Genomic DNA, 26,472 nt, shown 5'->3' on the forward strand with positions numbered 1-26,472 from the left:
GTGGGAATGCATCCAAATGACGCTCTGCGTCATGGGACGCGGAGCGTCCCGAGCGGCATTCCCACGCAGAGCGTGGGAACGATCCTGTGCAGTGTCGCAAATTTTCAAACGGGACAAACAACAAGGGGGCGAATCTTCATCCGCCCCCTGCATGTCCGCTTAGTCCTGCGGTTCTTCTTCGTCTGCGGCAGCGTCGAGCGGTTGGTCGCCGGTCATGTCGTCAACGTCGGTAGCAAGAGTACCGTCGAACTCCTCGCCTTCCAGCGCTTCGCCTTCGACTTCCGACGGCTCCTGGACCCGCTCAAGCCCGACCAGCGTTTCGTCGCTGGCGAGTTTGATCAGCGTCACGCCCTGGGTGTTACGCCCCAGGCTCGACACTTCGGCCACACGGGTACGCACCAGGGTGCCCTGGTCGGAAATCAACATGATCTCCTCGCCATCGAGCACCTGGACCGCGCCGACCAATCGGCCGTTACGGTCGTTGCTGACCATTGCAATCACGCCTTGGCCGCCACGCTTGTACTCAGGGAACTCGCTGATGGCCGTGCGCTTGCCATAACCACGCGCCGAAGCGGTGAGGATCTGGCTGCCTTCTTCCGGGATCAGCATGGAAATCAGCTTCTGCCCTTCCGGCAGGCGCATGCCACGCACACCACGGGCGGTACGGCCCATGGCGCGGACATCGGATTCCTTGAAGCGCGTGACCTTGCCGCCGTCGGAGAACAACATGACTTCACGCTCGCCATCGGTGATGGCAGCGGAAATCAGCACGTCGCCTTCGTCCAGCTCCAGGGCGATCAGGCCAACACTGCGCTGGCGGCTGAAGGATTCCAGCGGGGTCTTCTTCACGGTGCCCTTGGCGGTGGCCATGAAGATGAAGTGACCTTCGGTGTATTCCTCCACTGGCAGCATGGTGGTGATGTATTCGTCACTGTCCAGCGGCAACAGGTTGACCAACGGACGACCGCGAGCCGCACGGGACGCCTCAGGGATTTCGTAGGTCTTGAGCCAGTACACCTTGCCCTTGCTGGAGAACAGCAGCAGCGTGGTGTGGCTGTTGGCGACCAGCAGGTGAGCGATGTAGTCCTCGTCCTTGACGCCGGTGGCCGACTTGCCTTTGCCGCCGCGACGCTGGGCCTGGTAGGCCGCCAGCGGTTGGGTCTTGGCGTAGCCGCCGTGGGAAATGGTCACCACGCGCTCTTCTTCCGGGATCATGTCACCCAGGGTCAAGTCCAGGCGCGCATCGAGGATTTCGGTGCGGCGCACGTCGCCGTATTCGGCGCGGATCACTTCCAGTTCTTCGCGGATCACTTCCATCAGGCGCGTGGCGCTGTTGAGGATGCGGATCAGCTCGCCGATCTGGTTGAGGATCTCCTGGTACTCGGCCAGCAGCTTCTCGTGCTCCAGGCCGGTCAAACGGTGCAGGCGCAATTCGAGAATGGCTTGCGCCTGTTCCGGCGACAGGAAGTACTTGCCTTCGCGCAGGCCGTATTGCGGATCGAGGTTCTCGGGACGGCACGAATCGGCGCCGGCACGTTCGACCATCGCCACCACTGCCGAGGACTCCCAAGGCGTGCTGATCAGCGCTTCCTTGGCTTCCGACGGGGTTGGCGAGGCCTTGATCAGGGCGATCACCGGGTCGATGTTCGACAGGGCAACGGCCTGGCCTTCGAGAATGTGGCCTCGCTCGCGGGCCTTGCGCAGCTCGAATACGGTACGACGGGTCACCACTTCGCGACGGTGACGCACGAAGGCTTCCAGCAGGTCCTTGAGGTTCAGGATCCGCGGACGGCCGTCGATCAGCGCGACGATGTTGATACCGAACACCGCTTGCAGCTGGGTCTGGGCGTAGAGGTTGTTGAGGATCACCTCCGGCACTTCGCCACGGCGCAGCTCGATCACGACGCGCATGCCGTCCTTGTCGGACTCGTCACGCAGCTCGGTGATGCCTTCGAGCTTCTTCTCTTTTACCAGCTCGGCGATCTTCTCGATCAGGCGGGCCTTGTTCAGCTGGTACGGCAGTTCGGTGATGACGATCTGCTGGCGGCCACCGACCTTGTCGATGTCCTCGATGGTCGAACGGGCGCGCATGTAGATGCGACCGCGACCGGTGCGATAAGCCTCGATGATGCCGGCGCGACCGTTGATGATCGCGGCCGTCGGGAAATCGGGGCCGGGGATGTATTGCATCAGCTCATCGATGGACAGCTCGGGATTGTCGATGAGGGCCAGGCAACCATCGATGACTTCACCGAGGTTGTGCGGCGGGATGTTGGTCGCCATGCCCACGGCGATACCGCTGGAGCCGTTGACGAGCAGGTTCGGGATACGCGTCGGCATGACCGCCGGGATCATCTCGGTGCCGTCGTAGTTCGGCACCCAGTCCACGGTTTCCTTGTGCAGGTCGGCAAGCAGCTCGTGGGCCAGCTTGGTCATGCGCACTTCGGTGTATCGCATGGCCGCGGCGTTGTCGCCGTCCACCGAACCGAAGTTGCCCTGGCCGTCGACCAGCAGGTAGCGCAGGGAGAACGGCTGCGCCATCCGGACGATGGTGTCGTACACGGCAGTGTCGCCGTGGGGGTGATACTTACCGATCACGTCGCCGACGACACGGGCGGATTTCTTGTACGGCTTGTTGAAGTCGTTGCCCAGCTCGCTCATCGCGAACAGCACGCGCCGGTGCACGGGCTTCAAGCCATCGCGCGCATCCGGCAGCGCCCGCCCGACGATTACGCTCATTGCGTAGTCGAGGTAGGACTGTTTCAGCTCGTCTTCGATATTGACCGGGAGGATTTCTTTGGCCAGTTCGCCCATGAGAAGCCTGATTCCTTTTTCTGGTGAAACCTCGTCACGTCCAGATGGGACGAACGAAGCTCGCCGCTGCAGGACAAGTGCCGTGCAGCGACTTACGACAAATCAACGAGTTATGCCATGGATCTGAGCAGTAAAGGCCACCTCGCGAGGCAGCCCTGGAAACCGCCGGATGTTATCACAAGAGCCGCCACGCACCTATCCCCCAGATGCGCATGGTGCGTAGTTAGTTGACCGATGACAGGCTGATATTGGACGAGAGAGGCTTAGAAGCGCTGCGAATGCAGTTTCGTGGCTCGATTCCACCTCATTTGCTGCCTTTGCGAGCACCCTCGCGAGCCTGCTCGCGACGATGCTCCGACGGGCAACGCAAATGCCTCAATGCAAGCGCTTGCGACACATGAGTTGTGCCATTTTCGCGGCGTCTGGCCGCTCGACGATGCCCTTCTCCGTCACGATCGCATCGATCAAGTCCGCCGGGGTCACGTCGAACACCGGATTGAAGGCATCGGCGTCCGCCCCGACCCGCTTGCCGCCGACTTCCAGCAGCTCGCGGCCGTCACGCTCTTCGATCGGGATATCGTCACCGCTGGCCAGGTTCATATCGATGGTCGAGCTCGGCGCCACCACCATGAAGCGCACGCCGTGGTGCATGGCGCAGACCGCCAACTGGTAGGTGCCGATCTTGTTCGCCACGTCGCCATTGGCGGTGATGCGGTCGGCACCGACGATGACCCAGGTCACGCCCTTGGTTTTCATGATGTGGGCGGCGGCGGAGTCGGCATTGAGCGTCACCGGAATGCCTTCGTTGGCCAGTTCCCACGCCGTGAGGCGCGAGCCTTGCAGCCACGGGCGGGTTTCGTCGGCGTAGACACGCTCGACCATGCCTTCGAGGAACGCACCGCGAATCACCCCGAGGGCGGTACCAAAGCCGCCGGTCGCCAGGGCGCCAGTGTTGCAATGGGTCAGGATGGCCTGGGCGTTGCCCTGGTGCTTGCGGATCAGGTCGACGCCCAGCTGCGCCATCGTCAGATTGGCCTCGCGGTCGCTTTCGTGGATTGCGATGGCTTCGGCTTCAAGGGCGGCCAGCGGTTCGGCGTGTTCTTTCAAACGCGCCAAGCGATCGCGCATCCGGTCCAGCGCCCAGAACAGGTTCACCGCCGTCGGCCGCGAGTCGGCCAGCAAGGCAAAGTCGATTTCCAGCGCCGCTTGCCAGTCGCCACCCTCGGCCACTCGCGCCCGTGCCGCCAACACCACGCCATAGGCGGCGCTGATGCCGATGGCCGGCGCGCCGCGCACCACCATCGAACGAATGGCCTCGGCCACGCCGGCGGCACTGGTGTAGGCGATCCAGTTTTCCTCGAACGGCAAAACACGCTGATCCAGCAGATAAAGAGCGCCATCACGCCAATCGATGGCCTTCACCTTCTCCGCAGCCAACAGTCGATCGCGCATCCTTCACCCCGCACTCATGAACAAAAGCCGCCGATTATAGCGATCCCTCCGCGAAGACGCTCGGGTATACTTCGCCATCCTTTATAACCCATGGAACCGTTCCACGATGCCCAAGCCTGCCGTTGCGCTCGACTTATTATTGCTGCCGACCTGGTTGGTGCCTGTCGAACCCGCCGGTATCGTGCTCAAGGATCACGGCTTGGGCATTCGCGACGGTTGCATCGTGTTCATCGGTCCACGGGCCGAAGCCCTGGAGTGCGCGGCCGCCGAAGTCCGCGAGCTGCCGGGCATGCTGCTTAGCCCAGGCCTGGTCAACGCCCATGGCCATGCGGCGATGACGCTGTTTCGCGGCTTGGCAGACGACCTGCCGCTGATGACCTGGCTCGAAAAACACATCTGGCCCGCCGAAGGCAAATGGGTCGACGAAGACTTCGTCCGCGACGGCACCGACTTGGCGATCGCCGAGCAGATCCAGGGCGGCATCACCTGTTTCTCCGACATGTACTTCTACCCCAAGGTCGCCAGCGAACGCGTGCATAACAGTGGCATCCGCGCGCAGATCGCCATCCCGATCCTCGACTTCCCGATCCCCGGCGCCGCCAGCGCCGACGAAGCCATTCGTCAGGGCATCGAGTTGTTTGGCGACCTCAAGCACCATCCGCGGATCAAAGTCGCATTCGGCCCTCACGCCCCTTATACCGTGGGCGACGAGAACCTGGAGAAAATCCGGGTGATCGCCGAGGAACTGGACGCGGCCATTCACATGCACGTTCACGAAACCGCCTTCGAAGTGCAGCAGGCTGTGGATAACACCGGCGAGCGGCCGATGGCTCGGTTGGCGCGACTGGGCCTGCTGGGACCGCGCTTCCAGGCGGTGCACATGACCCAGGTCAGCGACGAGGACCAGGCGCTGCTGGTAGAAAACAACTGCAGCGTGATCCATTGTCCGGAATCGAATCTGAAGCTGGCCAGCGGTTTCTGCCCGGTGGAACGCCTGTGGCAGGCTGGCGTCAACGTGGCGGTCGGCACTGACGGAGCGGCGAGCAACAATGACCTGGACCTGCTCGGTGAAACCCGCACCGCCGCGCTGCTGGCGAAAGCTGTCGCCGGTTCGGCCACGGCCCTGGACGCCCACCGGGCGCTGCGCATGGCCACGCTCAATGGCGCCCGGGCGCTGGGCATCGAAGCGACGGTCGGTTCGCTGGAAGTCGGCAAGGCCGCCGACCTGGTGGCCTTCGACCTGTCCGGCCTGGCCCAGCAACCGATCTATGACCCGGTTTCGCAGTTGATCTATGCCACGGGCCGCCATTGCGTAAAACACCTGTGGGTGGCCGGCAAGCAACTGCTGGAGGATGGCCGCCTGACGCGCATGGACGAGTCGCAGCTGATCGCCACGGCCCAGGCCTGGGGACGCCGCGTCAGTGGCCAGAAAGAATGACACACCCTTGAGCCAAGGCTCGGGTACCCGATTTTTCAAGTTTTTCGAGGATCTGCACATGAGCAACGTCGACCACGCTGAAATTGCCAAATTCGAAGCCCTGGCCCATCGCTGGTGGGACCGCGAGAGCGAATTCAAACCGCTGCACGACATCAACCCGCTGCGGGTCAACTGGATCGACGAGCGGGTCAGCCTGGCCGGCAAGAAAGTCCTCGACGTCGGCTGTGGTGGCGGCATCCTCAGCGAAGCCATGGCCTTGCGCGGCGCTACCGTGATGGGCATCGACATGGGCGAGGCGCCCCTGGCGGTTGCGCAACTGCATCAACTGGAATCCGGCGTCAGCGTGGAATACCGGCAGACCACCGCCGAAGCCCTCGCCGAAGAAATGCCCGGGCAATTCGACGTGGTCACGTGCCTGGAGATGCTCGAACACGTGCCAGACCCCTCCTCGGTGATCCGGGCCTGCTTCCAGATGGTCAAGCCCGGCGGCCAGGTATTCTTCTCCACCATCAACCGCAACCCGAAGGCGTACCTGTTCGCAATCATCGGCGCCGAATACATCATGAAGCTGCTGCCGCGCGGCACCCATGACTTCAAGAAATTCATCCGTCCTTCCGAACTGGGCGCCTGGAGCCGCATGGCCGGGCTGACCGTCAAGGACATCATCGGCCTGACTTACAACCCGCTGACCAAGCACTACAAGCTGGCCGCCGACGTTGATGTCAACTACATGATCCAGACCCTGCGCGAGGAATAACTCGATGCGTCTCAAAGCGGTTCTCTTCGACATGGACGGCACGCTGCTCGACACCGCGCCAGACTTCATCGCCATCTGCCAGGCCATGCGCGCCGACCGTGGCCTTCCCCCCATGAACACGCAGCACATCCGCGACGAGATTTCCGGCGGGGCCCGGGCGATGGTCGCGGTGACGTTTTCCATGGACCCGGAGTCGCCGGGCTTCGAGGAGCTGCGCCAGGAATTCCTCGACCGCTACCTCAAGGGATGCGCGGTCCATAGCCATCTGTTCGACGGCATGGCCGAGGTGCTCGCCGACATCGAAGCGGCCAACCTGATCTGGGGCGTGGTCACCAACAAGCCGGTGCGTTTCGCCGAACCGATCATGCAGCAACTGGGCTTGGCCGAGCGTTCGAAGGTGCTGGTCTGTCCCGACCATGTGAAAAACAGCAAGCCAGATCCCGAGCCGCTGATCCTGGCGTGCAAACTGCTCGACCTGGACCCGGCCAGCGTGCTGTTCGTCGGTGATGACCTGCGCGACATCGAGTCCGGTCGCAGCGCCGGCACCAAGACCTGTGCGGTGACCTACGGTTACATCCACCCGGACGACAACCCTAAGCACTGGGGCGCGGATGTAGTGATCGACCATCCTTTGGCGCTGCGCGAAGTGCTGGATAACGCGTTGTGCAGTTGCTGACCCGGTTCGACGAGGTGCTCTTGTGGCGAGGGAGCTTGCTCCCGCTGGACCGCGCAGCGGTCCCGAATCTGGCGACGACTTCGTCGCCGAGCGGGAGCAAGCTCCCTCGCCACGAAAGCTCACCTGCCATGACTACTCTGAGTGACAAGTACGTGCTGCCATCTCTTGAGGTTTTTTATGTTTGATTATTCCGCCCGTCCCGACCTGCTCGAAGGCCGGATTATCCTGGTCACCGGCGCCGGTCGCGGTATCGGGGCAGCTGCCGCCAAGGCTTACGCAGCCCACGGCGCTACCGTGCTGTTGCTGGGCAAGACCGAGGCCAACCTGACCCAGGTCTACGATGAAATCGAGGCGGCCGGTCATCCGCAGCCGGCGGTGATCCCCTTCAATCTCGAAACTGCCCTGCCCCATCAGTACGATGAACTGGCCGCGATGATCGAGACCGAATTCGGTCATCTGGACGGCCTGCTGCACAACGCCTCGATCATTGGCCCGCGCACGCCGCTGGAGCAGTTGTCCGGCGAGAATTTCATGCGGGTGATGCAAGTCAACGTCAACGCCATGTTCATGCTCACCAGCACCTTGCTGCCGTTGCTCAAGCTGTCCAAGGATGCGTCCGTGGTGTTCACCTCCAGCAGCGTCGGGCGCAAGGGCCGGGCCTATTGGGGCGCCTATGGCGTGTCCAAGTTTGCCACCGAGGGGCTGATGCAGACGCTGGCCGACGAAGTCGACACGGTCGCGCCGGTGCGCTCCAACAGCATCAACCCCGGCGCCACCCGCACCAGCATGCGCGCCCAGGCCTATCCCGGAGAGAATCCACTCAACAACCCGACGCCTGAGGACATCATGCCGGTGTACTTGTACCTGATGGGCCCGGACAGCCTCGGCGTCAACGGCCAGGCGTTCAACGCGCAATAACGGCCATTCCCGCGTCGCGGCGATTTACCGTCGCGACGCGCCCTCCTTCGAGGCGACACCCAGGCGAAACGCCAAGCCTCCGCCACGCCCCCCCCCCAGCGTCGGTTTTCGATCGCAAATTCTTGATTCGCCAGCGGTTTTTTAATAGATGAACCGAATGGCACGACTTTCGCTCTAATCCTTTCAAACACGCCATGTCCGGCGAGTAGTGGACATCGAGATGGGACACGCCCGCCAGGGAAAGCGGACTAAACTCAAATCAATGTCCTACGGGACTGACGGATCAGTACGACGCGCAGCTCAAAGCCGCTTCACCCCGCCGGCCAGGATCGATTCAGTTCAGGGGCCTCAAGCCATATGAAAACGCCCACACAGACCAAGGCGATCGACTTCGACAGCGCCAAGTTGCAGCGCCTGGGTTTTGCCCAGCCATCGCCGCTCGTGGCGCGACCCGTCAGCCCGTCCCAATTGCGCCAACAGTTGGGTCAACAGTTGCAGACAAGCCTGGAGCCACAAAGAATCCTCGGCCTGTTCTTCCGCGAAGTTCAACGGCTGGTGCCTCTGGATGCCTTGACCTACCAGCACAATCCCAGTGATCTGCGCCTGGAGTTCGGTCAGCGCGGGCATCACAAGCTCACCTATAACCTCAGCCATGAAGGCGAGCACTTGGGTGAACTGGTATTTCGCCGCAATCAACGCTTCGCCGAGTCGGAACAGAGCGAACTGGAGTCGATACTGTCGACGCTGTTCTTTCCGCTGCGCAACGCCTTGCTCTATCGCGCCGCCACCCAGAGCGCCCTGCGCGACCCGCTGACCGGTACGGGCAACCGCATCGCCATGGACCAGACGCTGGAACGCGAAATCGACATGGCCAGGCGTCACATGCAACCGCTGTCGCTGTTGATGCTGGACATCGACCATTTCAAGCGCGTCAACGACAGCCACGGGCATGGCGTCGGCGACGAAGTGCTCAAGGCCGTTGCCGACTCGATCAAGCATCAGTTGCGCAACGTGGACATGGTGTTCAGGTTTGGTGGCGAAGAGTTCTTGATCCTGCTGGCAAACACCAGCCGGGATGCCGCGGCCTTGGTCGGTGAACGGCTGCGTTTCGCGGCTCAGGCGCAGGATTACTTTGCTGCTGGCACGAGGATCGAATTGACGGTCAGCCTGGGATGCTCGACGTTGCTGCCGGCCGAGTCAGCCGAGAGTCTGTTGCGTCGGGCTGACAGTGCGTTGTATGTGGCAAAGCGTGAGGGGCGCAACCGTCTGGCTATGGCGGGCTGACAGCCGACCTGGTTTGATGGGAGCGCGTCTCCCCTGTGGTAGCGAGGTTGCTCGCTTCCACAGGGGTGACGCTATCGGGGGATCAGCTTCCGGCTAACGCCAGACGCTCACGAGCGGCCGAAGGTTTTCCGGCAGCTTCCGATTGCTCCAGCTGCATGCATCGCTCCAGGAACAGGTACATGTAGTCGTAGCTTTTGCACACGGCCTGGCGCAGTTCCATTTGCAGCGCCTTGCTCGGGTTCATGCCCGCCAGCGTGCAGATGATTTCCAACGCTTCCCACGGATGAGCGTCGTCATATTGGGCGTGCATCTTCAGCCACTTCATGGCTCGCTTGCGGTCTTCCTCGGCGAATGCCGACGCATAGACTCCGTTGGAACACACCAGCGCCGACCACTCCCCGGTCGCGCCCTCGATGGCATAGTTGGTCGCAGCGATGGCCACGATCAGCGAGTCCGCCGAGCTGGTGTGCCAGCACCAATGACTCAGTGCGTGCAGTTCGGGCGGCACCTGCTGTGCTTGCAGGTCCTCGAGCGTCACGCCATGGGCCGCGCTCCAGTTCACCCAGTAGTCGGCGTGATTGAGTTCGACACGAATGTTGCGCATCAGCCAGCGACGCGCCATGTCCTCGCCGGGATGGCGGGCGAAGCGTGTCTTGGTGAGGTTCTGTGCCATGTATAAAGCGAACTGTTCAACGACCGGCCAACCACCGATAAGGTAGTGGCGCATGGTCTTGGCGCTGAGCTTGTTATCGCGCATGCGTTGATACAGCTCGTGTTCGACAACCCGGCGCTTGCTCTCGCTGCAATCGGCAATGAGCTGTTGTGCCCATTTTGGATAGCTTTCAGCGTCCATGAGCGGGCCTGTTCGGTTGAATGTCTCGATCACTGTCGGGCTCCTTTTGATTGTGATTTTCTGCGGACCAACGAGAGTTTCAGCGGAACGTGCCGGGGGCCTTGAATAACAACGGTTGAGGCCTGGCCGGCCGGCATTGCAAGGTGTCACAGGTAAACATCTGTGGCCGCTCGATGACATACCCCTGAGCGAAATCCACCCCGATCTCCAACAGCGCCTGTTCGATCTGTGCCGTTTCTACAAACTCGGCAATCGTACGCTTACCCATGACGTGGCCGATGTGATTGATCACTTCGACCATTGCCCGGTTAATCGGGTCGTCCAGCATATCCTTTACGAAACTCCCATCGATCTTCAAGAAGTCTACAGGTAAATGTTTCAAGTAAGCGAACGAAGACATTCCGGCGCAAAAGTCATCCAGCGAAAAATAACAGCCCAAACCTTTGAGTTCATTGATAAATCGAATCGCGCTGCCCAAATTTGAAATTGCGCTGGTCTCGGTAATTTCAAAACAAATCATTTCTGGGGGGATGGAGTATGCCGCAAACTGTTTACGCAGGAAGTCCAGGAACGCCTGATCTCCTATAGTTGTGCCTGACAGATTAATCGCACACATGGCCAACGGCCCCTGTCGCGGTTCATTCAGGCATTGGCGAATGATCTTGAAGACATTCTCCACCACCCAACGGTCCAGCGAAGTCATCAGTCCATAACGCTCCGCGGCTGGAATGAAACTGTCCGGCAGGATCATCCGGCCCGCCTCGTCATGCAGGCGCAGCAGGATCTCGATGTGTCCGCCGCCATGGTCACCCGGGCCCAGCGCGGCAATTTCCTGGGCGTAGAGACAGAAGCGATTTTCCTCCAACGCCATGTGCAGGCGTTGGACCCAAGCCATTTCGCCGAACCGCAGGGACAGTTCCGAATCGTCGGCATGGTAGACCTGGACCCGGTTCCGGCCCTTCTCCTTGGCCATGTAGCACGCCATGTCCGCAGCGCGCAGGGATGCTTCCAGCGTCGTCGGGCTCTGGGATATGTGCACCAGACCGATGCTGACGGTGGTTACGAATGGCCGGCCTTTCCAGACAAAATGCAGGTTCTGCACGGTCTGGCGCAGGCCTTCCGCGATTTTTTCCGCAGCCTCCGGCGCGCAGTTTTCCAACAAAATGCCGAACTCATCGCCACCCAGTCGGGCCAACGTGTCGTTTTCCCTCAGCCCCGATTGCAGCAAGGCACAAATATGCCGCAACAGTTCATCACCCGCCGCGTGGCCACAGGTGTCGTTGACCAACTTGAACTGGTCCAGGTCGAGGAACATCAAGGCGTGGCGCCCGATTTGGCGCGTCAGGTTATGCAGGGCCTGTTCGAGGCGGTATTCGAATTCGCGGCGGTTTGCCAGGCCGGTCAGGGCATCGTGCGTGGCCTGCCATGACAGGTTGGCGATGTACTGGCGCTCCTGGGTCATGTCGTGCAGCACCAGCACCGCGCCGCTGACCTTGCCGGCATGGCGGATCGGCGCCCCCACCAGCGTGACCGAGACGGTGCTGCCGTCGAGCCTCTGGATCAGCTTGGAATGTTCGCTACCGCCGCCAAGTCGCCCGCTGAGGATGTGTTCGATCAGCGTCAGCCCCTCGGTCTGGGCGTTGTCGTCGAGCAAATTGAACAGCGCCGCCAGGGGCAGCCCCGCCGCATGCTCGGCTTTCCAATGGGTCATCGCTTCGGCAGCGGGGTTCATGTAGGCGATGGCGCCGTCGACGTCCGTGGTGATCACACCGTCGCCGATCGATTGCAGGGTGATTTGCGCCCGCTCCTTCTCCAATTGCAGCGCATTGGCGAAGACTTGTCGCTGGGCCAACAACTTATGCGTGCGCAGCAGTGCCAGGACGATCAGCCCCAAGGCCGTGGCGAAATTGGTCACCAGCAACAGGCGCAGGATGAAACGCGACCCTTCGCCCAACGCATCGCTGAACGCCTTGGCAGCCGGCGTGACGGAATCGTTGATCGCGAAAATCTGCGCTTTCCAGCCGCGGACATCGGCGTCCGAGACCTCTCCCGCCGTGATGCTGCGATGCATCTGCCGGGCGACATTATCCAGTTCGGTCAGGTAGCCATCGCCAACCGTCCATAAATCGATGGCTTCTTCCAGGTAACTGAAATGGCGAAAATTGAGGTACAGCCAGATCAGGCTGGACACGTCGTCCGGATGGTTGCCACCTTGAAGAATCCCGGTCCGTGCCGCTTCGAGATCCGGCGGATCGCGGTCCAGGGCAACGCGCAAATCATGTCCGCCCTCGGGTACGGCGATGGCTTGTTGATACTTGCGAAAAATCGCCTCGTCACGGCTGTCGGCGTAGAGATTGAGATAATAGATGGCGTCTTTCTGGCCCTTGGACCAAAGGCTCTCCCCCGCCACGTAACCGCGAACCGCAGACAATACGTAAAGGCTGACCCCCCCAAGCAATGCTTGAAATAGCACAACAGCAATAAAGGGCCAGACGATGCCCAACAACCGTGGCGTTCCGAGCGTCCGCTTTTGCTTCATGAGGTCCCTTGCACAGATAGCAGCGATCGGCGTTGACGCCGGTCATCCCAGCAAGACTAGGAGGCGCAGCGGTTCCCCGCAAGAGGCGGCACATTTATTTGCTGCCCTGCAACCCCACGGACCTGGCGCAAGAGAAGGATCAGCAGCGCCTTTGGACACTCGCGCCCCGATAGTTTTGCCGCGATATACATATGTACCACAACCATTTTTTTCGGAGTGCTTTGATACTTCCCCCTGACATTGCGAATGATCGCTAACGGGGGCCCGTATTAACCACCGAGAACCATGGATATGTCATCACTACTCACTCTCGACCCGCCAATGGCCTCATCACTGAGCCCGGTCCCGTCCCCTGACGAAAAATATCAAGGCTTGTTGGGCGACTACGATTCTTTGCTTTCGCTGATCCGAAACACATCCCCCGAGAAGCTTGCCAATACCTTGATAAAACCAAAGCGTTGTTCTCCGATGTACTTGGAGGACGAGACCGGACAGCGCTCGCTACAAGCGTTGGCGCAAAATGAAGACTACCGGGCATCGTGCAAAACAGTAGGAGCCTCACCGCACCGTTTAACCGTCACGTTGAAAGACGGAAAAGCCGTCTACGAAACACAGTCGAGCGACAGCGAAGTCACCATTGCAATTCCGCTTGGCAAGAATCCCGTATGGGACGGGTGGCTTTCCAGTATTGAAAAAGCCGTTCTAAAACTTGGAGGCCAGATTCGTCAGAATGGCGAGGTTACGTTCGCAAGAATGGCCTGGTTCTACGGGATCCCGCTCCCCGATCCGCTGGATGATCAACAATGCGAAGCCGCGATCCAGGCACTGGAAGAAAAGCGCGCCCGTCATTCACTGGGACTGGGCGATGCATTCCGTCTCGACGGACTGGGTCACGGCTGCGCCGTCGAGGACAAGTCCGTCGACGATCTGATCATGGAAACGATGCGTGAACGCCTTCCCCAACTTCGCACATCATTACTGGCCCACCTCAGTTCGATAGACATAGCCAGCCTGACGATCCAGGACCTACGAGCGAAACCATCGTTTTATCTCGAAAAAATCCTGTTGTCAGAAGAAGCTGAGGCGTTGACGGAAGCCCTGTTGCGAGCCTTGGAATGGTACGGCGGTAATCACGGCGAAGACAGTGCTCCAAGCGTGCGAATCAAATTGCTGGTCAAAGCCATTGATCTTTGGTTGCGGGCAGGGAAACCCGAGCAAGATGGCGCTATCGCCGGCTATCAATGGCAGGCACCCTCCAATTGGGGCAAGAGCTACGAAGCGATATGGCTGGCGTTCGAGTCGCATCTACTTACTTCGAAACGCGCTTCATCGGTGAATGAATCCGTCCTGCTGGCCTGTTTGTATCGCTCATCGTTTCCCCTGGACTTCCAGATCCCCGACATTCCCTCGGAACTGCCCTACCGGAGCTCGACTGTCTGGGTCAACTTTGTCCATGGCGTCCAGCTTGCCAACACCCTTGATCCAACGCTGCTGCAACGATTGAGCGTTCAGCAACTGATTGACCTGCCCGCCGAATACATGGATGAAGGCAACGCCGAAGATCTAAAACTTGCCTCCCTGACCAGACTTCAACCCGCTCTGGACTGGGCGATCACCAATGGCTTCGTTCCTGAACGTACCGATGCAGACTACTCGGTGCAGACCCTCGAAAAGGTGATGCAAAAACTCGATGAGGCTATTACTCAATTGAGTAGTGCTATCACCGATCTCGACAAACGTCCGCCCGACAGACTGGAGATCGCGACACTTGAGCTGACCAAGCTACTTGGACATAGCCGTTTCTTGACGGAATGGAAACTGGAGAAAGAGGCCTCCGCATTCTCTACCGGGAGTGGTACATGGAAAAGCGGACCGCCAATCGACCACTATTATTCGCTTGTTGATATCTATGCCTCTGGAGAGTTGAGCAAGGCAAAATGGTACATCAATCCGCCATCTTCGGCGTGGTTAACCCTGTCCGAAGCCGGCATAGTAAATACCAATCTTTTCGGTCGTGGGCTCAAAGGAAAAGCACTGCCAAATATAAAAAACATATTCGACACCCGCTTCAAGGATTACATCAAGCTAATTAGCGGCGCCTACCAGCGATTGATCATTCACCAACTCGCGTCGCTTCCTTTGATTGATCGACGGGCATTGGAGTACGGCATCGTCAAGCTATACAGCCTCAGACAGCCCACGGGTGATATCGGCGGCGTGATTGGAGTCGCAGAGGAAACGTTACCCCTGCGCGCTCGCTGCGGCTTTATTTTAGAAGCAACTTACGACGGCAAGGCAAGGTACTACGAACTTGTGCCGCGAGCGGGTGTCATTCGTCCCCGGCTGGATATCATGCCGCACCATATCGGCGTCACTACAACGTTTGCAGTGCAGATGAACCTTGCCGAACAAATTCGTCCCGGCTTTTTTGGGTCGTTCCAAGATAAAAATACAGAGCTACCTTTTGATTGGAACGCTCACGTCAACGGAACAGTTCCCGAAAAAGATATGCAATGCCAAGCTATCATGGACCAAATGGGTGGCACGCTGGGTAGATTAATGAACAGTGATCTCCCCCACATTACACCTACCACCTTGGAATCAACGTCCATTCAGTCGATCGTCAAACATATTGCCGACCGCCTCCTTTTTATTGACGAAACGGAGTTGCGCCGCACCTGTTACGGCCAAACCAAATTTGAACGCCAACAGGCGAATCTTGACGGGGTAATAAGCGTAATAAAATCATTCATTCCATTCTGGGACAGCATAGAGAACCTGAGTTCAGGCAAACGAAAGAAAGTAAATGAAGGTTTATTGGGTTTAACCTTAGACCTCGCAGCCTTCGTATTTCCGTTTGGGAAATTTGCGTCCGGTTCCATGAAGATAATCAGAGCAGGGGGCAAACTTACCCTCACAAGAAAACTGCCTTCGCTTGCACAAAAAGTAGGCGTTCTCCTCAATTCCACCTTGAATCCACTCGATGGTATTCCCTCGCTGCTCAAGGGGGGCGGCCTGGGCCTGTTCAGACTCAGTAAAAAAGGCTATCTCAGCCTCAAGAAATTAAGCGGCCGAGCAGGTCAATACGACCTTTTGAAAGGCGTGCCTCAAGCGACCGATCCGGGACGATGGCGTCCTCTGTCGACAAAAGATCGACTGGCCACGGTCTATGAAATTGAAGATGCCCCGGTGCGCAATATCGCCTCCCACGGCAAATCCGACTTTCGCTTTGTCGACCCTCTGTCCACCAAACCCTACGGACCTGCCCTGACGGCTGAACGTTCCGGATTGTCGTTTGGCCCCTCCCGATACGACCTGCTGGGCAGAACCGAAACCGATAGCCTCTTCAAGATTCCTGACAATACCCAGGTGAAAGAAGTGCTGGAAGTCGACGGTAGCCGGACATTCTATCTGGATGACGTTCCTTATCGATTGGAAGATGGCGCCCTGCGCAGGGTCGACACCCTGGACATCACTAAAAACTTTAGGAAATTACCATGCCGCTAGATAAAACTTGCAGTTCCTACTCACTGACCGGCGATATTGTCGAGCGCCCTGCCCTGGGAACGGTCAGTTCAGAAAAGAGCTGGGCACCCTGGTTTGGCGACGTTCTCGTCGAACCAGCGAGCATTGGAGAGAGAGCCATATTCAGTTATCAAGGAAAGATATACGAATTCAAAAATGGCACGCACATCAGATATACAGGTAAACCAGAATTGATCTACCTGCCTACCAGAACCCCCAAACCTAAGCTAACAATAGACGTAACGATAGAATTTCAGACGGGTATATATGCCGGCATCAGGGTCACCGGCGCCGCAGAGGGTATCAACGACGCCCATCGAATCGGGGCAATCATCGTGCCCTCTCTCGATGAGAAATTCAATTACATCTTCACCCGGCTAAATGACAACTACTACGCATTTAGACTCTCCGCCATGAATGACACCAAAACATTGAAACTACTAAAACAGGAGCCCAGTGCGTGGGAAGAAGGATACGGAGCGGAGTTGAAGCGAATCTATGACGGCTCACTCAATGCAAACAATACTGCACGGGTACACGGCATACAAAAAGTTGAACAAGCGCTGAAAAACATGGATGAGGTCTCGATCCCTATCGGCGTCACCCCAGACCCGCCCAAAAATATGAAATGGATAAAAGTCGACACCTCCCCTGCCGAAGCACTTCTATTTGATAATCGCACGAGAATGATTGCAGTCGAACTACCCAACGGCACCGCCTTATGGAGACCCGCCACATCCGTCCCATGGCAGGTAACGAACATGACCACTTCCGTTTTTGGCGCACTCTTTAAAAAAGAATCCCTTTCTATAAACGAGGCCATGACAGCGCTGCAGAATATACTTCCAAGGCATAAAAAAAATATAGCATTCGCCCACCTTGCCCTTGCTTCAGGAAAAACCGAAGTCTATGTCAGCGTCTCCGGCGTCAAGGATTTCACTCGGCGTTTGCCCTTGTTCGATTCCAACCCTAGACAAGTAGAAGTCAATGGAACCAACTACTTTAACGTGGACGATATTGCGGGCCCCATTGTGCCCACGTCCCTTTCAATCGGCCAAGATAACAGGGTGTTATCGATACCACACTCGAGTCGCTCGGACATACTGGGTCAAGTGACCTCTGCTGACAGCGAAAGCAAGCTGGTCGGTTTCGTCCGTGAAAAATATCCCAATAACGCAGATATCCGTTCAATGACCATTGCCACGACGCTACCTCCGTGCGATTCCTGTGCAATCGTCATGAAGGAATTCGGCCATTCGCGTGGAGCAGATTCGTTGAACGTTACATGGGGTAAACGCCGCCAACCTTGAGAGCTGAAGCACGCGCTTCAACCGGCTCACATTCCAGGCAATCAGTGCCGCTGCAAATGCCCATAAAGCCTGGCGTACAAACCACCATCGGCAATCAGCTGCTGGTGGTCGCCGTCTTCGGCGATTTGTCCGCCGTCGAACACCAACACGCGGTCAGCCTGTTTCACCGCGGATAACCGGTGCGCAATGATCAACGTCGTGCGTCCACTCAGGAACCGTGCCAGTGCCTGATGAAGGTTGTATTCCGTGGCGGCGTCCAACGCCGATGTGGCTTCGTCGAGGATCACCACTCGCGGCTCGGCCAAGACCATGCGGGCGATGGCCAGTCGTTGCCGCTGCCCGCCCGACAGCCTGACGCCGGAACGCCCGACAATACTTTCCAAGCCCTGCGGCAGCGCACGCACCGTCTCTTCGAGCTGAGCGATTCCCAGTGCTCGCCAACAAGCCTCGTCGCTGCAATCGCGGCCCATGGACAGATTGGCGCGCACCGTGTCGTTGAACAGCGCAGGATGCTGCAACACCACCGCGACATTTTCCCGGATGGTTTCCAGGCCGATTTCCTCCTGGGTCGCGCCGCCGAACCGGATGCTGCCAGCCTGCGGCGTGTACAGGCCCAGCAACAGTTGCACCAAGGTGCTCTTGCCGCCGCCACTGGCGCCGACGATCGCGACCTTCTCCCCCGGCGAAATGGACAGGTTCAGTTGATTGAGCACCATTTCCTCGCCATAGCCGAACCTGAGCCCTTGGATGTCGATGCCGACGGTGTCGCGCCCCTTGAACGGGTTGACGCCGCCGCGGTACTGCGGCTCGTCGGCCCGGGCCAGCAGTTCATTGATGCGGTTCAAGGCGCCTGAAGCCGCGTAGTAGGCATATTGCAGGTTCAGCAGTTGTTCCACCGGACCGATCATGAACCACAGGTAACTGAACACCGCGAGCATCTGGCCGACGGACAGGTCGGAAAACAGCACGGTGAGCATGGCCGCGGCGCGGAAAATATCGATACCAAACTGGAACAGCAAACCGCTGGCACGGTTCGAGGCATCGGTTTTCCACTGCGAATTCACCGCGTAGTCGCGCACTTCCCGGGCGCGCATGCCCAGTCGGCCGAGGAAGAATCCCTGGCGGTTGCCGGCCCGCACTTCCTGGATAGCGTCCAGGGTTTCGGTCAGGGCCTGGGTGAAGCGCGAGGTGCTGTCATTTTCCAGTTTCTTCAGGTGCTTGACCCGTTTGCCCAGCTGCACCGTGGCGTAGATCACCAAGGGATTGAACAACAGGATCAGCAGCGCCAGCTTCCAATGCATCCACATCAGGATGCCGGCGGTGCCCACCAGCGTGAGCATGGCAACCAGGAACCGACTGAGGGTTTCGCCGACGAACTTGTCGAGGGTGTCCAGGTCGGTGACCAGGTGCGTGGTCACCGTACCGCTGCCCAGGCTTTCATATTCACCGAGGGAAATACGCTTGAGACGCTCGATCAGCCGAATGCGGATGCGATAGACAATGTCCTTGGCCAGACTGGCGAACAACCGGGCCTGCAAGACGTTGAAGAGCAGCGCGCCGCACCGCAGCATCAACGTCACCAGCAGCATCAGCCCGATGTAACCGGCCGCGCTTTGCCACGCTGTCGGCAGCGCATTGTTCATGATTTTCAATGCCGCATCGCCATGGCCCAGCAGCACTTCGTCGACCAGCAGCGGTAACAGCAGCGGGATCGGTACGCTGCACAACGTCGCCAGCACGGCGACGCCGTTGGCGATCCACAGGGCTTTCTTGTGCGTGAGGGACAGACGACGAATTTCCGCCCAGCTCAAGCGATCGATGCGGCGCGTGGCCGGTGCGCCATCATCGGGCAGGTCAGGCACAGGCCGCGCGCTCCAGCCAACGCCCGAGCAACGGCGACAATTGGTCCAGGGGTTGGTAGCCGTTGGTCAGCAAGGCCAACTGGCCGTCGCGCTCGGCCAGCAGCGTGGGAAACCCGGCAATGCCCAAATCTTGTACCCAGGTGAAATCGGCGGCCGTGGCTGCATGTTGTTCGGCGCGGTCGAATGCCGCGGCGAACTCAATGCGGGGCAAACCGGCCTGCTCGGCCAGTTCCACCAGGACGCTGGCGTGGGTCACGTCACGGCCTTGCTCATAAAAGGCCTGCTGGATCAGCTTCAACAGCTTCCAGGCCAGGTCCGGCGCCAGGCTGCGCGCCGTCACCAGCGCCCGACACGCGGGTTCGGTGTCGTAGACGAAGCCGTCCGGCAGCGCGCCCTCAAGCTTGAACGGCTGGCCGGTGGCCTCGGTGACCGCCTGCCAATGTTCAAGAATATAGCGCCGGGTCGTCGGCTCCAGGGCCGAACCGCTGCCGGTGCGCAAGCCGCCCACGACCAAGTGCAATTCCACGCCTGCGGCCTGGGCCTGCTCGGCCAGCGCCTCGGCCACTGGCGCGAAGCCCCAGCACCACGAACACATCGGGTCCATTACATACAGCAGGCGCGACGCCATGGCTCAAGCCTCGGAAGATGATTGCTTGTAGTTGTAGCCGATCGGATGGGGCATGTTGCGTGCCTTGGCCAATTCGATCTGCTTTTGCCGGTCGATGGCGCTGCGACGGGTCTTCTCGCTCAACTTATCCCAGCAATGCGGGCAGCTGATGCCCGGCACATAGTGTTGCGACTCGCGATCCTCCACGCTCACCGGGGTCCGGCAGGCATGGCATTGATCGTAGTCGCCTTCGCTGAGGTCATGACGCACGGTTACGCGGTTGTCGAACACAAAGCAGTCACCGCGCCATTTGGTTTCTTCCTGAGGCACCTCTTCGAGGTATTTCAGGATGCCGCCCTTGAGATGATAGACCTCGTCGAATCCTTGGCCAAGCATGTAGCTCGAAGCCTTCTCGCAACGAATGCCCCCGGTGCAGAACATGGCGACTTTCTTGTGCTTGGCCGGGTCGAAGTTGGCTTTGATGTACTCGGGGAATTCGCGGAAGCTGGTGGTCTTCGGATCGACGGCACCTTCAAAGGTGCCGATCGCCACTTCGTAATCGTTGCGGGTGTCGATCAGCAAGACTTCCGGATCATTGATCAGCGCGTTCCAGTCCTGCGGCTCGACATAGGTGCCGACCCGCTTGTTCGGGTCCACGCCTTCCACGCCGAGGGTGACGATTTCTTTCTTGAGCTTGACCTTGGTGCGGTAGAACGGCTGCTCGTCGCAGTACGACTCTTTGTGGTCGATGTCGTCCATGCGCGGATCGTTCTTGAGCCAGGCCATCAACCCGTCGATCCCCTCGCGGGTGCCGGAAACCGTGCCGTTGATGCCTTCCTCGGCAATCAGCAGGGTGCCTTTGATGCCGTTGTCGAGCATCGCCTTGAGCAGGGGCTCGCGCAGCTCGACGTAATCTTCCAGGGTGACGAACTTATACAGTGCCGCCACGACAATCGGTGGTGTCATGGGTATTTCTCCAGGTGGCTACCCTCGTAAGGGGTGAACCGGATGCGAAAAAAAACGCGCCGGGTGAGCGGCGCGTTGCGGATTCTAGCAAAAACATGCTGGCTTTAGGAGCGAGAGCCTTTGTGGCGAGGGAGCTTGCTCCCGCTGGGGTGCGCAGCAGCCCCAAAAAGCTGATTGGATCAGCCTGAAACACCGCGCTGATTGGCTTGGGGCCGCTTCGCGACCCAGCGGGAGCAAGCTCCCTCGCCACAAAAGCTTTTTCGCCCTGCAATCAGTGCTTGCTGCCACCCGCACAGGTCGGCGAAGCCGGGGCTGCGTCGATTTGCGCCCACTCTTCAGGCGTGTAGGTGTGCAGCGCCAAGGCATGGAATTCACCCATCAGCTCGCCGAGCGTGCCGTAGACCTTCTGGTGACGCTTGACCCGGTTGAGCCCTTCGAACTGCTGGCTGACCACCACGGCCTTGAAGTGGGTTTCTTGCCCACGGCTGTGCATGTGGCTTTCGTCCAGCACTTGCAGGTGCTCGGGCTGCAGCAGCCCGAGGGTCGATTCGATGCGTTGTTGCATGCTCATGCCAGGGCTCCGCTTATGGCTTTTTCTTGGCCGGGGCGGCGGCTTTTGGCTCGAGCTCGGCGGTCATGTCCGCCAGCAGCTTGTTGACCACCGGCACCGCGCTTTCCAACTTGGCCTGGGTCAGTTGTGCCGATTGCTGAGTCAGCTGGGGCATCTTCTCCAGGACTTTCTTGCCCAGGGGCGACTGGTAGAACGACACCAGGTCCTTGAGCTCGGACTCGCTGAAATTGCTGGTGTAGAGCTTGACCATGTCCGGCTTGAGCTTGTTCCAGCCGATGGCCTGGTCCAGCGCGGCGTTGGCCTTGGCCTGGTAAGTCTCGAGGGTGGCTTTTTTCGACTCAGGGGCCTTGGTCTGTTCAAAGCGCTGGGCGAACATCTGCTGGACTTGCATGTAGACCGGGGTACCCAGCTTGTCGGCGTGCGCCAGGGTCAGGAACGCTTCGGCACTGGCGTTGTGGCTGGCGGTATCGGCAAGAACAGGGCCGCTGGCACACACCAGAGCAACTGCGGTACAGATGGCACGAAGACGGGTCATCGAGTTTCCTTATCTAACAGGCGAGGCAAAACCCCAAGGGCGACCATTCTGCGCCTAAAAAACGCCGGGGCTCAACCCCGTTCCTCGGAGGGCCCGATTGACGGACCGAACCGTCCCTTCCTAGATTGAGGGAACCCATGTCGCCCGTCTGGGCCTAAACTGCGCATTCAGACCAACAGGAGTTTGACCCGATGAGCCGTATCGAAACCGACAGCCTTGGCCAGGTTGAAGTCCCGGATGAAGCCTACTGGGGCGCCCAGACACAGCGCTCCATGATCAATTTTGCCATCGGCGATGAACGCATGCCGCTGTCGGTGCTGCATGCCTTGGCGCTGGTCAAGAAAGCCGCCGCCAGGGTCAACGACCGCAATGGCGACCTGCCCGCCGACATCGCCCGTTTGATCGAACAGGCAGCCGACGAGGTGTTGGCCGGCCAGCATGACGATCAGTTCCCGCTGGTGGTCTGGCAGACCGGCAGCGGGACCCAGAGCAACATGAACGTCAACGAGGTGATCGCCGGGCGCGCCAACGAGCTGGCGGGCAATCCGCGCGGCGGCAAGAGCCCGGTGCACCCCAACGACCACGTCAACCGCTCGCAGAGCTCCAACGATTGTTTCCCCACCGCCATGCACATCGCCGCTGCCCAGGCAGTGCACCAGCAGTTGTTGCCGGCCATCAGTGAATTGTCTGGCGGCCTCGCGGAATTGGCGGCGCGTCATATGAAGCTGGTCAAGACCGGTCGCACCCACATGATGGATGCCACGCCAATCACCTTCGGCCAGGAACTGTCCGCGTTCATTGCCCAGCTCGACTACGCCGAACGGGCGATCCGCGCGGCCTTGCCGGCGGTCTGCGAACTGGCCCAGGGCGGCACCGCGGTGGGCACCGGGCTCAATTCGCCCCATGGCTTCGGCGAAGCGATTGCCGCTGAATTGGCGGCGTTGTCAGGCTTGCCGTTCGTCACCGCGCCGAACAAGTTCGCCGCGCTGGCCGGCCATGAGCCGCTGACCACGCTGTCCGGCGCGCTGAAAACCCTGGCCGTGACCTTGATGAAAATCGCCAACGACCTGCGCCTGCTGGGCTCCGGGCCTCGCGCCGGTTTTGCCGAAGTGAAGCTGCCGGCCAACGAACCCGGCAGTTCGATCATGCCCGGCAAGGTCAACCCGACTCAGTGCGAAGCCTTGTCAATGCTGGCTTGCCAGGTACTGGGCAACGACGTGACGATCGGTTTCGCCGCCAGCCAGGGTCACTTGCAGTTGAACGTGTTCAAACCGGTGATCATCCACAACCTGCTGCAATCGATCCGCCTGCTGGCTGACGGCTGCAGCAACTTCCAGCAGCACTGCATCGCCGGCCTCGAACCGGATGCCGAGCAGATGGCGGCGCACCTGGAGCGTGGATTGATGCTGGTGACGGCACTGAACCCGCACATCGGCTACGACAAATCCGCCGAAATCGCCAAGAAAGCCTACGGCGAAGGGCTGACCCTACGTGAAGCTGCGTTGCAGCTGGGGTATCTGACCGATGAAGAATTCGATGCCTGGGTCAGGCCGGAGAACATGCTGGAGGCCGGTAGCCAGGGCTGAGTCTTGCTGGTTAATGAGTTCGTTCCCGCGCCCTGCGCGGGAACGATCATCAGGCGTTCTATCGTCCTGCAACCATCCGCTCGCGCCGGGCCCTGAGCCCGGCGACCAGCGACGGACCCAGCGCAACCAGCGCCGAGCCCAGCACCACCAATACCGCCCCGCCATACCCCAGCAGATTGATCTGCTCGGCATGCACATAGTCCGGCCACCACCAGGCAGCCATTGCCACGGCGGCGAACGTCACCAGCGGCGTAATCGCCAGGGTCGCGCTGACTCGCGAGGCCTCCCAATGGGCCAGCGCCTCGGCAAACGCGCCATAAGCGATCAGGGTGTTGAGGCAACAAGCGAGCAACAGCCAGCCTTGCAAGGGGCTCAGTTGCAACGCCTCCAACGGGTGCACCCAGGGCGTGAGCAACAGCGCGCAGAACAGGTAGATCACCATCATCACCTGCAACGAATTCCATACCGTCAACAGCTGCTTCTGGCCGAGGGCATAGAACGTCCACACGGTCGAGGCCAGCAGCACCAGCAAGACGCCGGCGGTGTAGTCGCTCAAGGACGTCAACAGCTCGACAAGGCGCTGGTTAAAGAACAGCGCGAAACCGATCAGCAGCACCAGCAAGCCGATGCCCTGCCCCACGCTGAAACGCTCCTTGAACACAAACAGGCTGGCGACCAGCAGCATGATCGGGCCCATTTGCACCACCAGTTGCGCGGTGCCGGGGCTCAAGCGGTTCAGGCCCATCAGGTACAGGACGTAGTTACCCACCAACCCCAACACCGCCATCGCCACCAGCCAACCGCCACGCGGACCGAGCACTTTGCGGCTGGGCAAGCGTCGGGTCGCCGCCAGATAGATGAACAACAGGCCCCCAGACACCGACAGCCGAAACCAGGTGACCGTGACCGGATCCATCACTTGCAGCACTTGCTTGAGCTTGATCGGCAGGATTCCCCACAGCAGGGCGGTCAGCAAGGCGAGAAAAAGCCCGTAGACCCAGCGACCGGACGATATGTGCATGCAACCCTCGAAGCCAAGACATGAACGCCCATTCTAGGCTCGGATCGCTCGGCGACACAGGGACAATTAGGTCTTCGCCGTGGACGGGATTGTACGGGTCGCAGCCGTCGATCGGCTGGGCAGGCGCGAATCGAGGACTCCACATATGCTCAACTGAAACGACTACGCAGCACCTATGGAGACCGAAATGCCTGGAACGCGCGCGCAGGATACCGACGCCCCGAAGACGATTTTCCGCAGTGACCGGATCTGTCGGATTAATGGCGAGTTTTACTTCAGTACCCGCGAAGGCACCCAGGAGGGCCCGTTCGAAAGCCGCGAAGCTGCGGAACAGGAAATAGCGGCTTATATCCAGCGAATGATGCAACTGGCCAAGGTCACTGAAAATCCCGTGGCGAGGGAGCTTGCTCCCGCCGGGCCGCAAAACGGCCCGGCGGTTGTCCAGCAGCACCTATCGACCAATTGACGGCTGCTTCGCAGCCGAGCGGGAGCGAGCTCCCTCGCCACAAGAGCCGTTGGAAGCAGCGGCTATCTAACCGCCTCGAACAACCCCGTCGCCCCCATCCCGCCGCCCACGCACATGGTCACGACGCCGTAGCGCAGGTTGCGCCGTTGCAGCTCACGCACCAGATGCCCGACTTGCCGCGAGCCGGTCATGCCGAACGGGTGGCCAATGGAGATTGAGCCGCCGTTGACGTTGTATTTCTCGTTGTCGATTTCCAACCGGTTACGGCTGTAGAGGCACTGGGATGCAAACGCCTCGTTGAGTTCCCACAGGTCGATGTCGCCGATCTGCAAACCCTTGGCCTTGAGCAACTTGGGTACCGAAAATACCGGGCCGATGCCCATCTCGTCCGGCTCGCAACCGGCCACGGTAAAGCCACGGAAAAACGCCTTCGGCTTGAGGCCCAGCGCCAGGGCTTTTTCCAGGCTCATCACCAACGTCATCGAGGCGCCGTCGGACAATTGCGAAGAGTTGCCCGCAGTGACCGAGCCGTCCTCGGCGAACACCGGTTTCAAACCCGCCAGGCTTTCATAGGTGGTATCGGGGCGGTTGCAGTCATCACGATCAACCACGCCATCGAGTATTTGCACCGCTCCGGTGTTCTTGTCCTCGACTCGGTACTTCACCGTCATCGGCACGATTTCGTCACCGAACAGCCCCTGCGCCTGTGCCCTGGCCGTGCGTTGCTGGCTCTGCAAGGCGTAGCGGTCCTGCTGTTCGCGGCTGACCTGATAGCGACGCGCAACGATTTCGGCGGTCTGGCCCATGGGGAAATAAATGCCCGGCACCTGCTCCTTGAGCAATGGATTGACCAGGTTGTCGGTATTGACGCTCTTCATCGTCAGGCTGATGGATTCGACCCCACCGGCGACGATGATCTCGCTGCAGCCGGACGCAATCTGGTTGGCCGCAATCGCAATGGCCTGCAGGCCTGAGGAACAGAAACGGTTGAGGGTCATTCCGGCCGTGCCGGTGCCCAATTGTGAGAGCACCGCCACGTTACGGCCGATGTTGAAGCCCTGGGCGCCTTCGTTGGAACCGGCGCCGACGATGCAGTCCTCGACGCTGGCCGGGTCGATGCCGTTACGCGCCAGCAGCGCATTGACACAATGCGCCGCCATGTCGTCCGGGCGGGTCATGTTGAATTTGCCGCGAAAGGACTTGGCCAGACCGGTCCGTACACTGTCGACGATCACCACTTCACGCATGGCGGCACCTCATTGTTGTTATCGGTTAAGAGTGGATTCGAGAAT

Annotated in this window: 19 protein-coding genes and 1 pseudogene; 9 read left to right on the forward strand and 11 right to left on the reverse strand. The window is 59.8% G+C overall.

Features of this window, described 5'->3' with window-relative positions; all coding sequences use genetic code 11:
- Positions 1-159: 159 nt before the first annotated feature.
- Both gyrA and mtnA read right to left on the reverse strand, forming a co-directional pair.
- Positions 160-2,814 (reverse strand): DNA gyrase subunit A, encoded by a 2,655-nt coding sequence (gene gyrA / locus HU742_RS17945; protein WP_186637058.1) that lies wholly within the window; start codon positions 2,812-2,814, stop codon positions 160-162.
- A 375-nt stretch (positions 2,815-3,189) separates the two neighbouring features.
- The gene (gene mtnA, locus HU742_RS17950; protein WP_186637060.1) at positions 3,190-4,266 is read right to left on the reverse strand and encodes an S-methyl-5-thioribose-1-phosphate isomerase; all 1,077 of its coding nucleotides are present in this window, start codon (positions 4,264-4,266) and stop codon (positions 3,190-3,192) included.
- A 106-nt stretch (positions 4,267-4,372) separates the two neighbouring features.
- Here mtnA and HU742_RS17955 point away from each other — a divergent pair, with 106 nt between their 5' ends.
- The 5 genes from HU742_RS17955 to HU742_RS17975 all read left to right on the forward strand — a co-directional run bounded on the left by HU742_RS17955 (position 4,373) and on the right by HU742_RS17975 (position 9,339).
- Positions 4,373-5,704 carry a TRZ/ATZ family hydrolase gene (locus tag HU742_RS17955; RefSeq protein WP_186643085.1) on the forward strand — a complete coding sequence of 444 codons (1,332 nt, stop codon included), beginning with the start codon at positions 4,373-4,375 and terminating at the stop codon, positions 5,702-5,704.
- 58 nt (positions 5,705-5,762) lie between these two features.
- On the forward strand, positions 5,763-6,461 hold the full coding sequence (ubiG, locus tag HU742_RS17960) for a bifunctional 2-polyprenyl-6-hydroxyphenol methylase/3-demethylubiquinol 3-O-methyltransferase UbiG (RefSeq protein WP_186610487.1): 699 nt from the start codon (positions 5,763-5,765) through the stop codon (positions 6,459-6,461).
- Positions 6,462-6,465: 4 nt separating this feature from the next.
- On the forward strand, positions 6,466-7,137 hold the full coding sequence (mupP, locus tag HU742_RS17965; RefSeq protein ID WP_186637064.1) for an N-acetylmuramic acid 6-phosphate phosphatase MupP: 672 nt from the start codon (positions 6,466-6,468) through the stop codon (positions 7,135-7,137).
- 177 nt (positions 7,138-7,314) lie between these two features.
- A complete protein-coding gene (locus HU742_RS17970) occupies positions 7,315-8,055 on the forward strand; it encodes a YciK family oxidoreductase (protein WP_186643084.1) in 741 nt (246 codons plus the stop codon).
- A 357-nt stretch (positions 8,056-8,412) separates the two neighbouring features.
- Positions 8,413-9,339, forward strand: coding sequence for a GGDEF domain-containing protein (locus HU742_RS17975; RefSeq protein WP_186637068.1), 927 nt, complete (start codon positions 8,413-8,415; stop codon positions 9,337-9,339).
- A gap of 82 nt (positions 9,340-9,421) precedes the next feature.
- Here HU742_RS17975 and HU742_RS17980 read toward each other — a convergent pair whose 3' ends face one another.
- Together HU742_RS17980 and HU742_RS17985 are read right to left on the reverse strand one after the other, a co-directional pair.
- Positions 9,422-10,225: an iron-containing redox enzyme family protein gene (locus HU742_RS17980; protein WP_186637070.1), complete on the reverse strand. Its 804-nt coding sequence runs from the start codon at positions 10,223-10,225 to the stop codon at positions 9,422-9,424.
- A 46-nt stretch (positions 10,226-10,271) separates the two neighbouring features.
- Positions 10,272-12,731, reverse strand: a complete 2,460-nt coding sequence (locus tag HU742_RS17985; RefSeq protein WP_186637072.1) for an EAL domain-containing protein — start codon at positions 12,729-12,731, stop codon at positions 10,272-10,274.
- A 285-nt stretch (positions 12,732-13,016) separates the two neighbouring features.
- On the opposite strand from HU742_RS17985, the gene HU742_RS17990 reads away from it, so the two are divergent.
- Both HU742_RS17990 and HU742_RS17995 read left to right on the forward strand, forming a co-directional pair.
- Positions 13,017-16,238: a hypothetical protein gene (locus tag HU742_RS17990; RefSeq protein WP_186643083.1), complete on the forward strand. Its 3,222-nt coding sequence runs from the start codon at positions 13,017-13,019 to the stop codon at positions 16,236-16,238.
- Entirely contained in the window at positions 16,229-17,566 is a 1,338-nt protein-coding gene (locus HU742_RS17995; RefSeq protein ID WP_186643082.1) for a deaminase domain-containing protein, read from the forward strand. The genes HU742_RS17990 and HU742_RS17995 overlap by 10 nt, the downstream gene beginning before the upstream one ends.
- Before the next feature lie 41 nt (positions 17,567-17,607).
- Here the strand turns inward: HU742_RS17995 and HU742_RS18000 are convergent, their stop codons facing one another.
- From HU742_RS18000 to HU742_RS18020, 5 genes are all read right to left on the reverse strand, one after another.
- Complete coding sequence (locus tag HU742_RS18000; RefSeq protein WP_186643081.1) at positions 17,608-19,428, reverse strand: ABC transporter ATP-binding protein; 1,821 nt, start codon at positions 19,426-19,428, stop codon at positions 17,608-17,610.
- The gene (locus HU742_RS18005; protein ID WP_186637399.1) at positions 19,421-20,023 is read right to left on the reverse strand and encodes a DsbA family protein; all 603 of its coding nucleotides are present in this window, start codon (positions 20,021-20,023) and stop codon (positions 19,421-19,423) included. Before HU742_RS18005 ends, HU742_RS18000 begins: the two co-directional genes overlap by 8 nt.
- Before the next feature lie 36 nt (positions 20,024-20,059).
- Entirely contained in the window at positions 20,060-21,001 is a 942-nt protein-coding gene (gene trhO / locus HU742_RS18010) for an oxygen-dependent tRNA uridine(34) hydroxylase TrhO (protein ID WP_186637082.1), read from the reverse strand.
- 271 nt (positions 21,002-21,272) lie between these two features.
- The gene (locus HU742_RS18015; RefSeq protein WP_186637084.1) at positions 21,273-21,572 is read right to left on the reverse strand and encodes a BolA family protein; all 300 of its coding nucleotides are present in this window, start codon (positions 21,570-21,572) and stop codon (positions 21,273-21,275) included.
- Positions 21,573-21,585: 13 nt separating this feature from the next.
- Positions 21,586-22,107, reverse strand: coding sequence for a DUF2059 domain-containing protein (locus HU742_RS18020; RefSeq protein ID WP_030141033.1), 522 nt, complete (start codon positions 22,105-22,107; stop codon positions 21,586-21,588).
- 191 nt (positions 22,108-22,298) lie between these two features.
- On the opposite strand from HU742_RS18020, the gene HU742_RS18025 reads away from it, so the two are divergent.
- A complete protein-coding gene (locus HU742_RS18025) occupies positions 22,299-23,693 on the forward strand; it encodes a class II fumarate hydratase (protein ID WP_186637086.1) in 1,395 nt (464 codons plus the stop codon).
- A gap of 58 nt (positions 23,694-23,751) precedes the next feature.
- Here the strand turns inward: HU742_RS18025 and HU742_RS18030 are convergent, their stop codons facing one another.
- Positions 23,752-24,714 (reverse strand): DMT family transporter, encoded by a 963-nt coding sequence (locus HU742_RS18030; RefSeq protein WP_186610474.1) that lies wholly within the window; start codon positions 24,712-24,714, stop codon positions 23,752-23,754.
- Positions 24,715-24,901: 187 nt separating this feature from the next.
- Here HU742_RS18030 and HU742_RS18035 point away from each other — a divergent pair.
- Positions 24,902-25,093, forward strand: a pseudogene (locus HU742_RS18035) (DUF6316 family protein); the annotation flags it as partial.
- Between the two features lie 149 nt (positions 25,094-25,242).
- Here the strand turns inward: HU742_RS18035 and HU742_RS18040 are convergent.
- Positions 25,243-26,427, reverse strand: coding sequence for a thiolase family protein (locus HU742_RS18040; RefSeq protein WP_186643080.1), 1,185 nt, complete (start codon positions 26,425-26,427; stop codon positions 25,243-25,245).
- Positions 26,428-26,472: the final 45 nt, after the last annotated feature.

Origin of the sequence: Pseudomonas marvdashtae, from assembly GCF_014268655.2 — a bacterium.
Classification (GTDB): domain Bacteria; phylum Pseudomonadota; class Gammaproteobacteria; order Pseudomonadales; family Pseudomonadaceae; genus Aquipseudomonas; species Aquipseudomonas marvdashtae.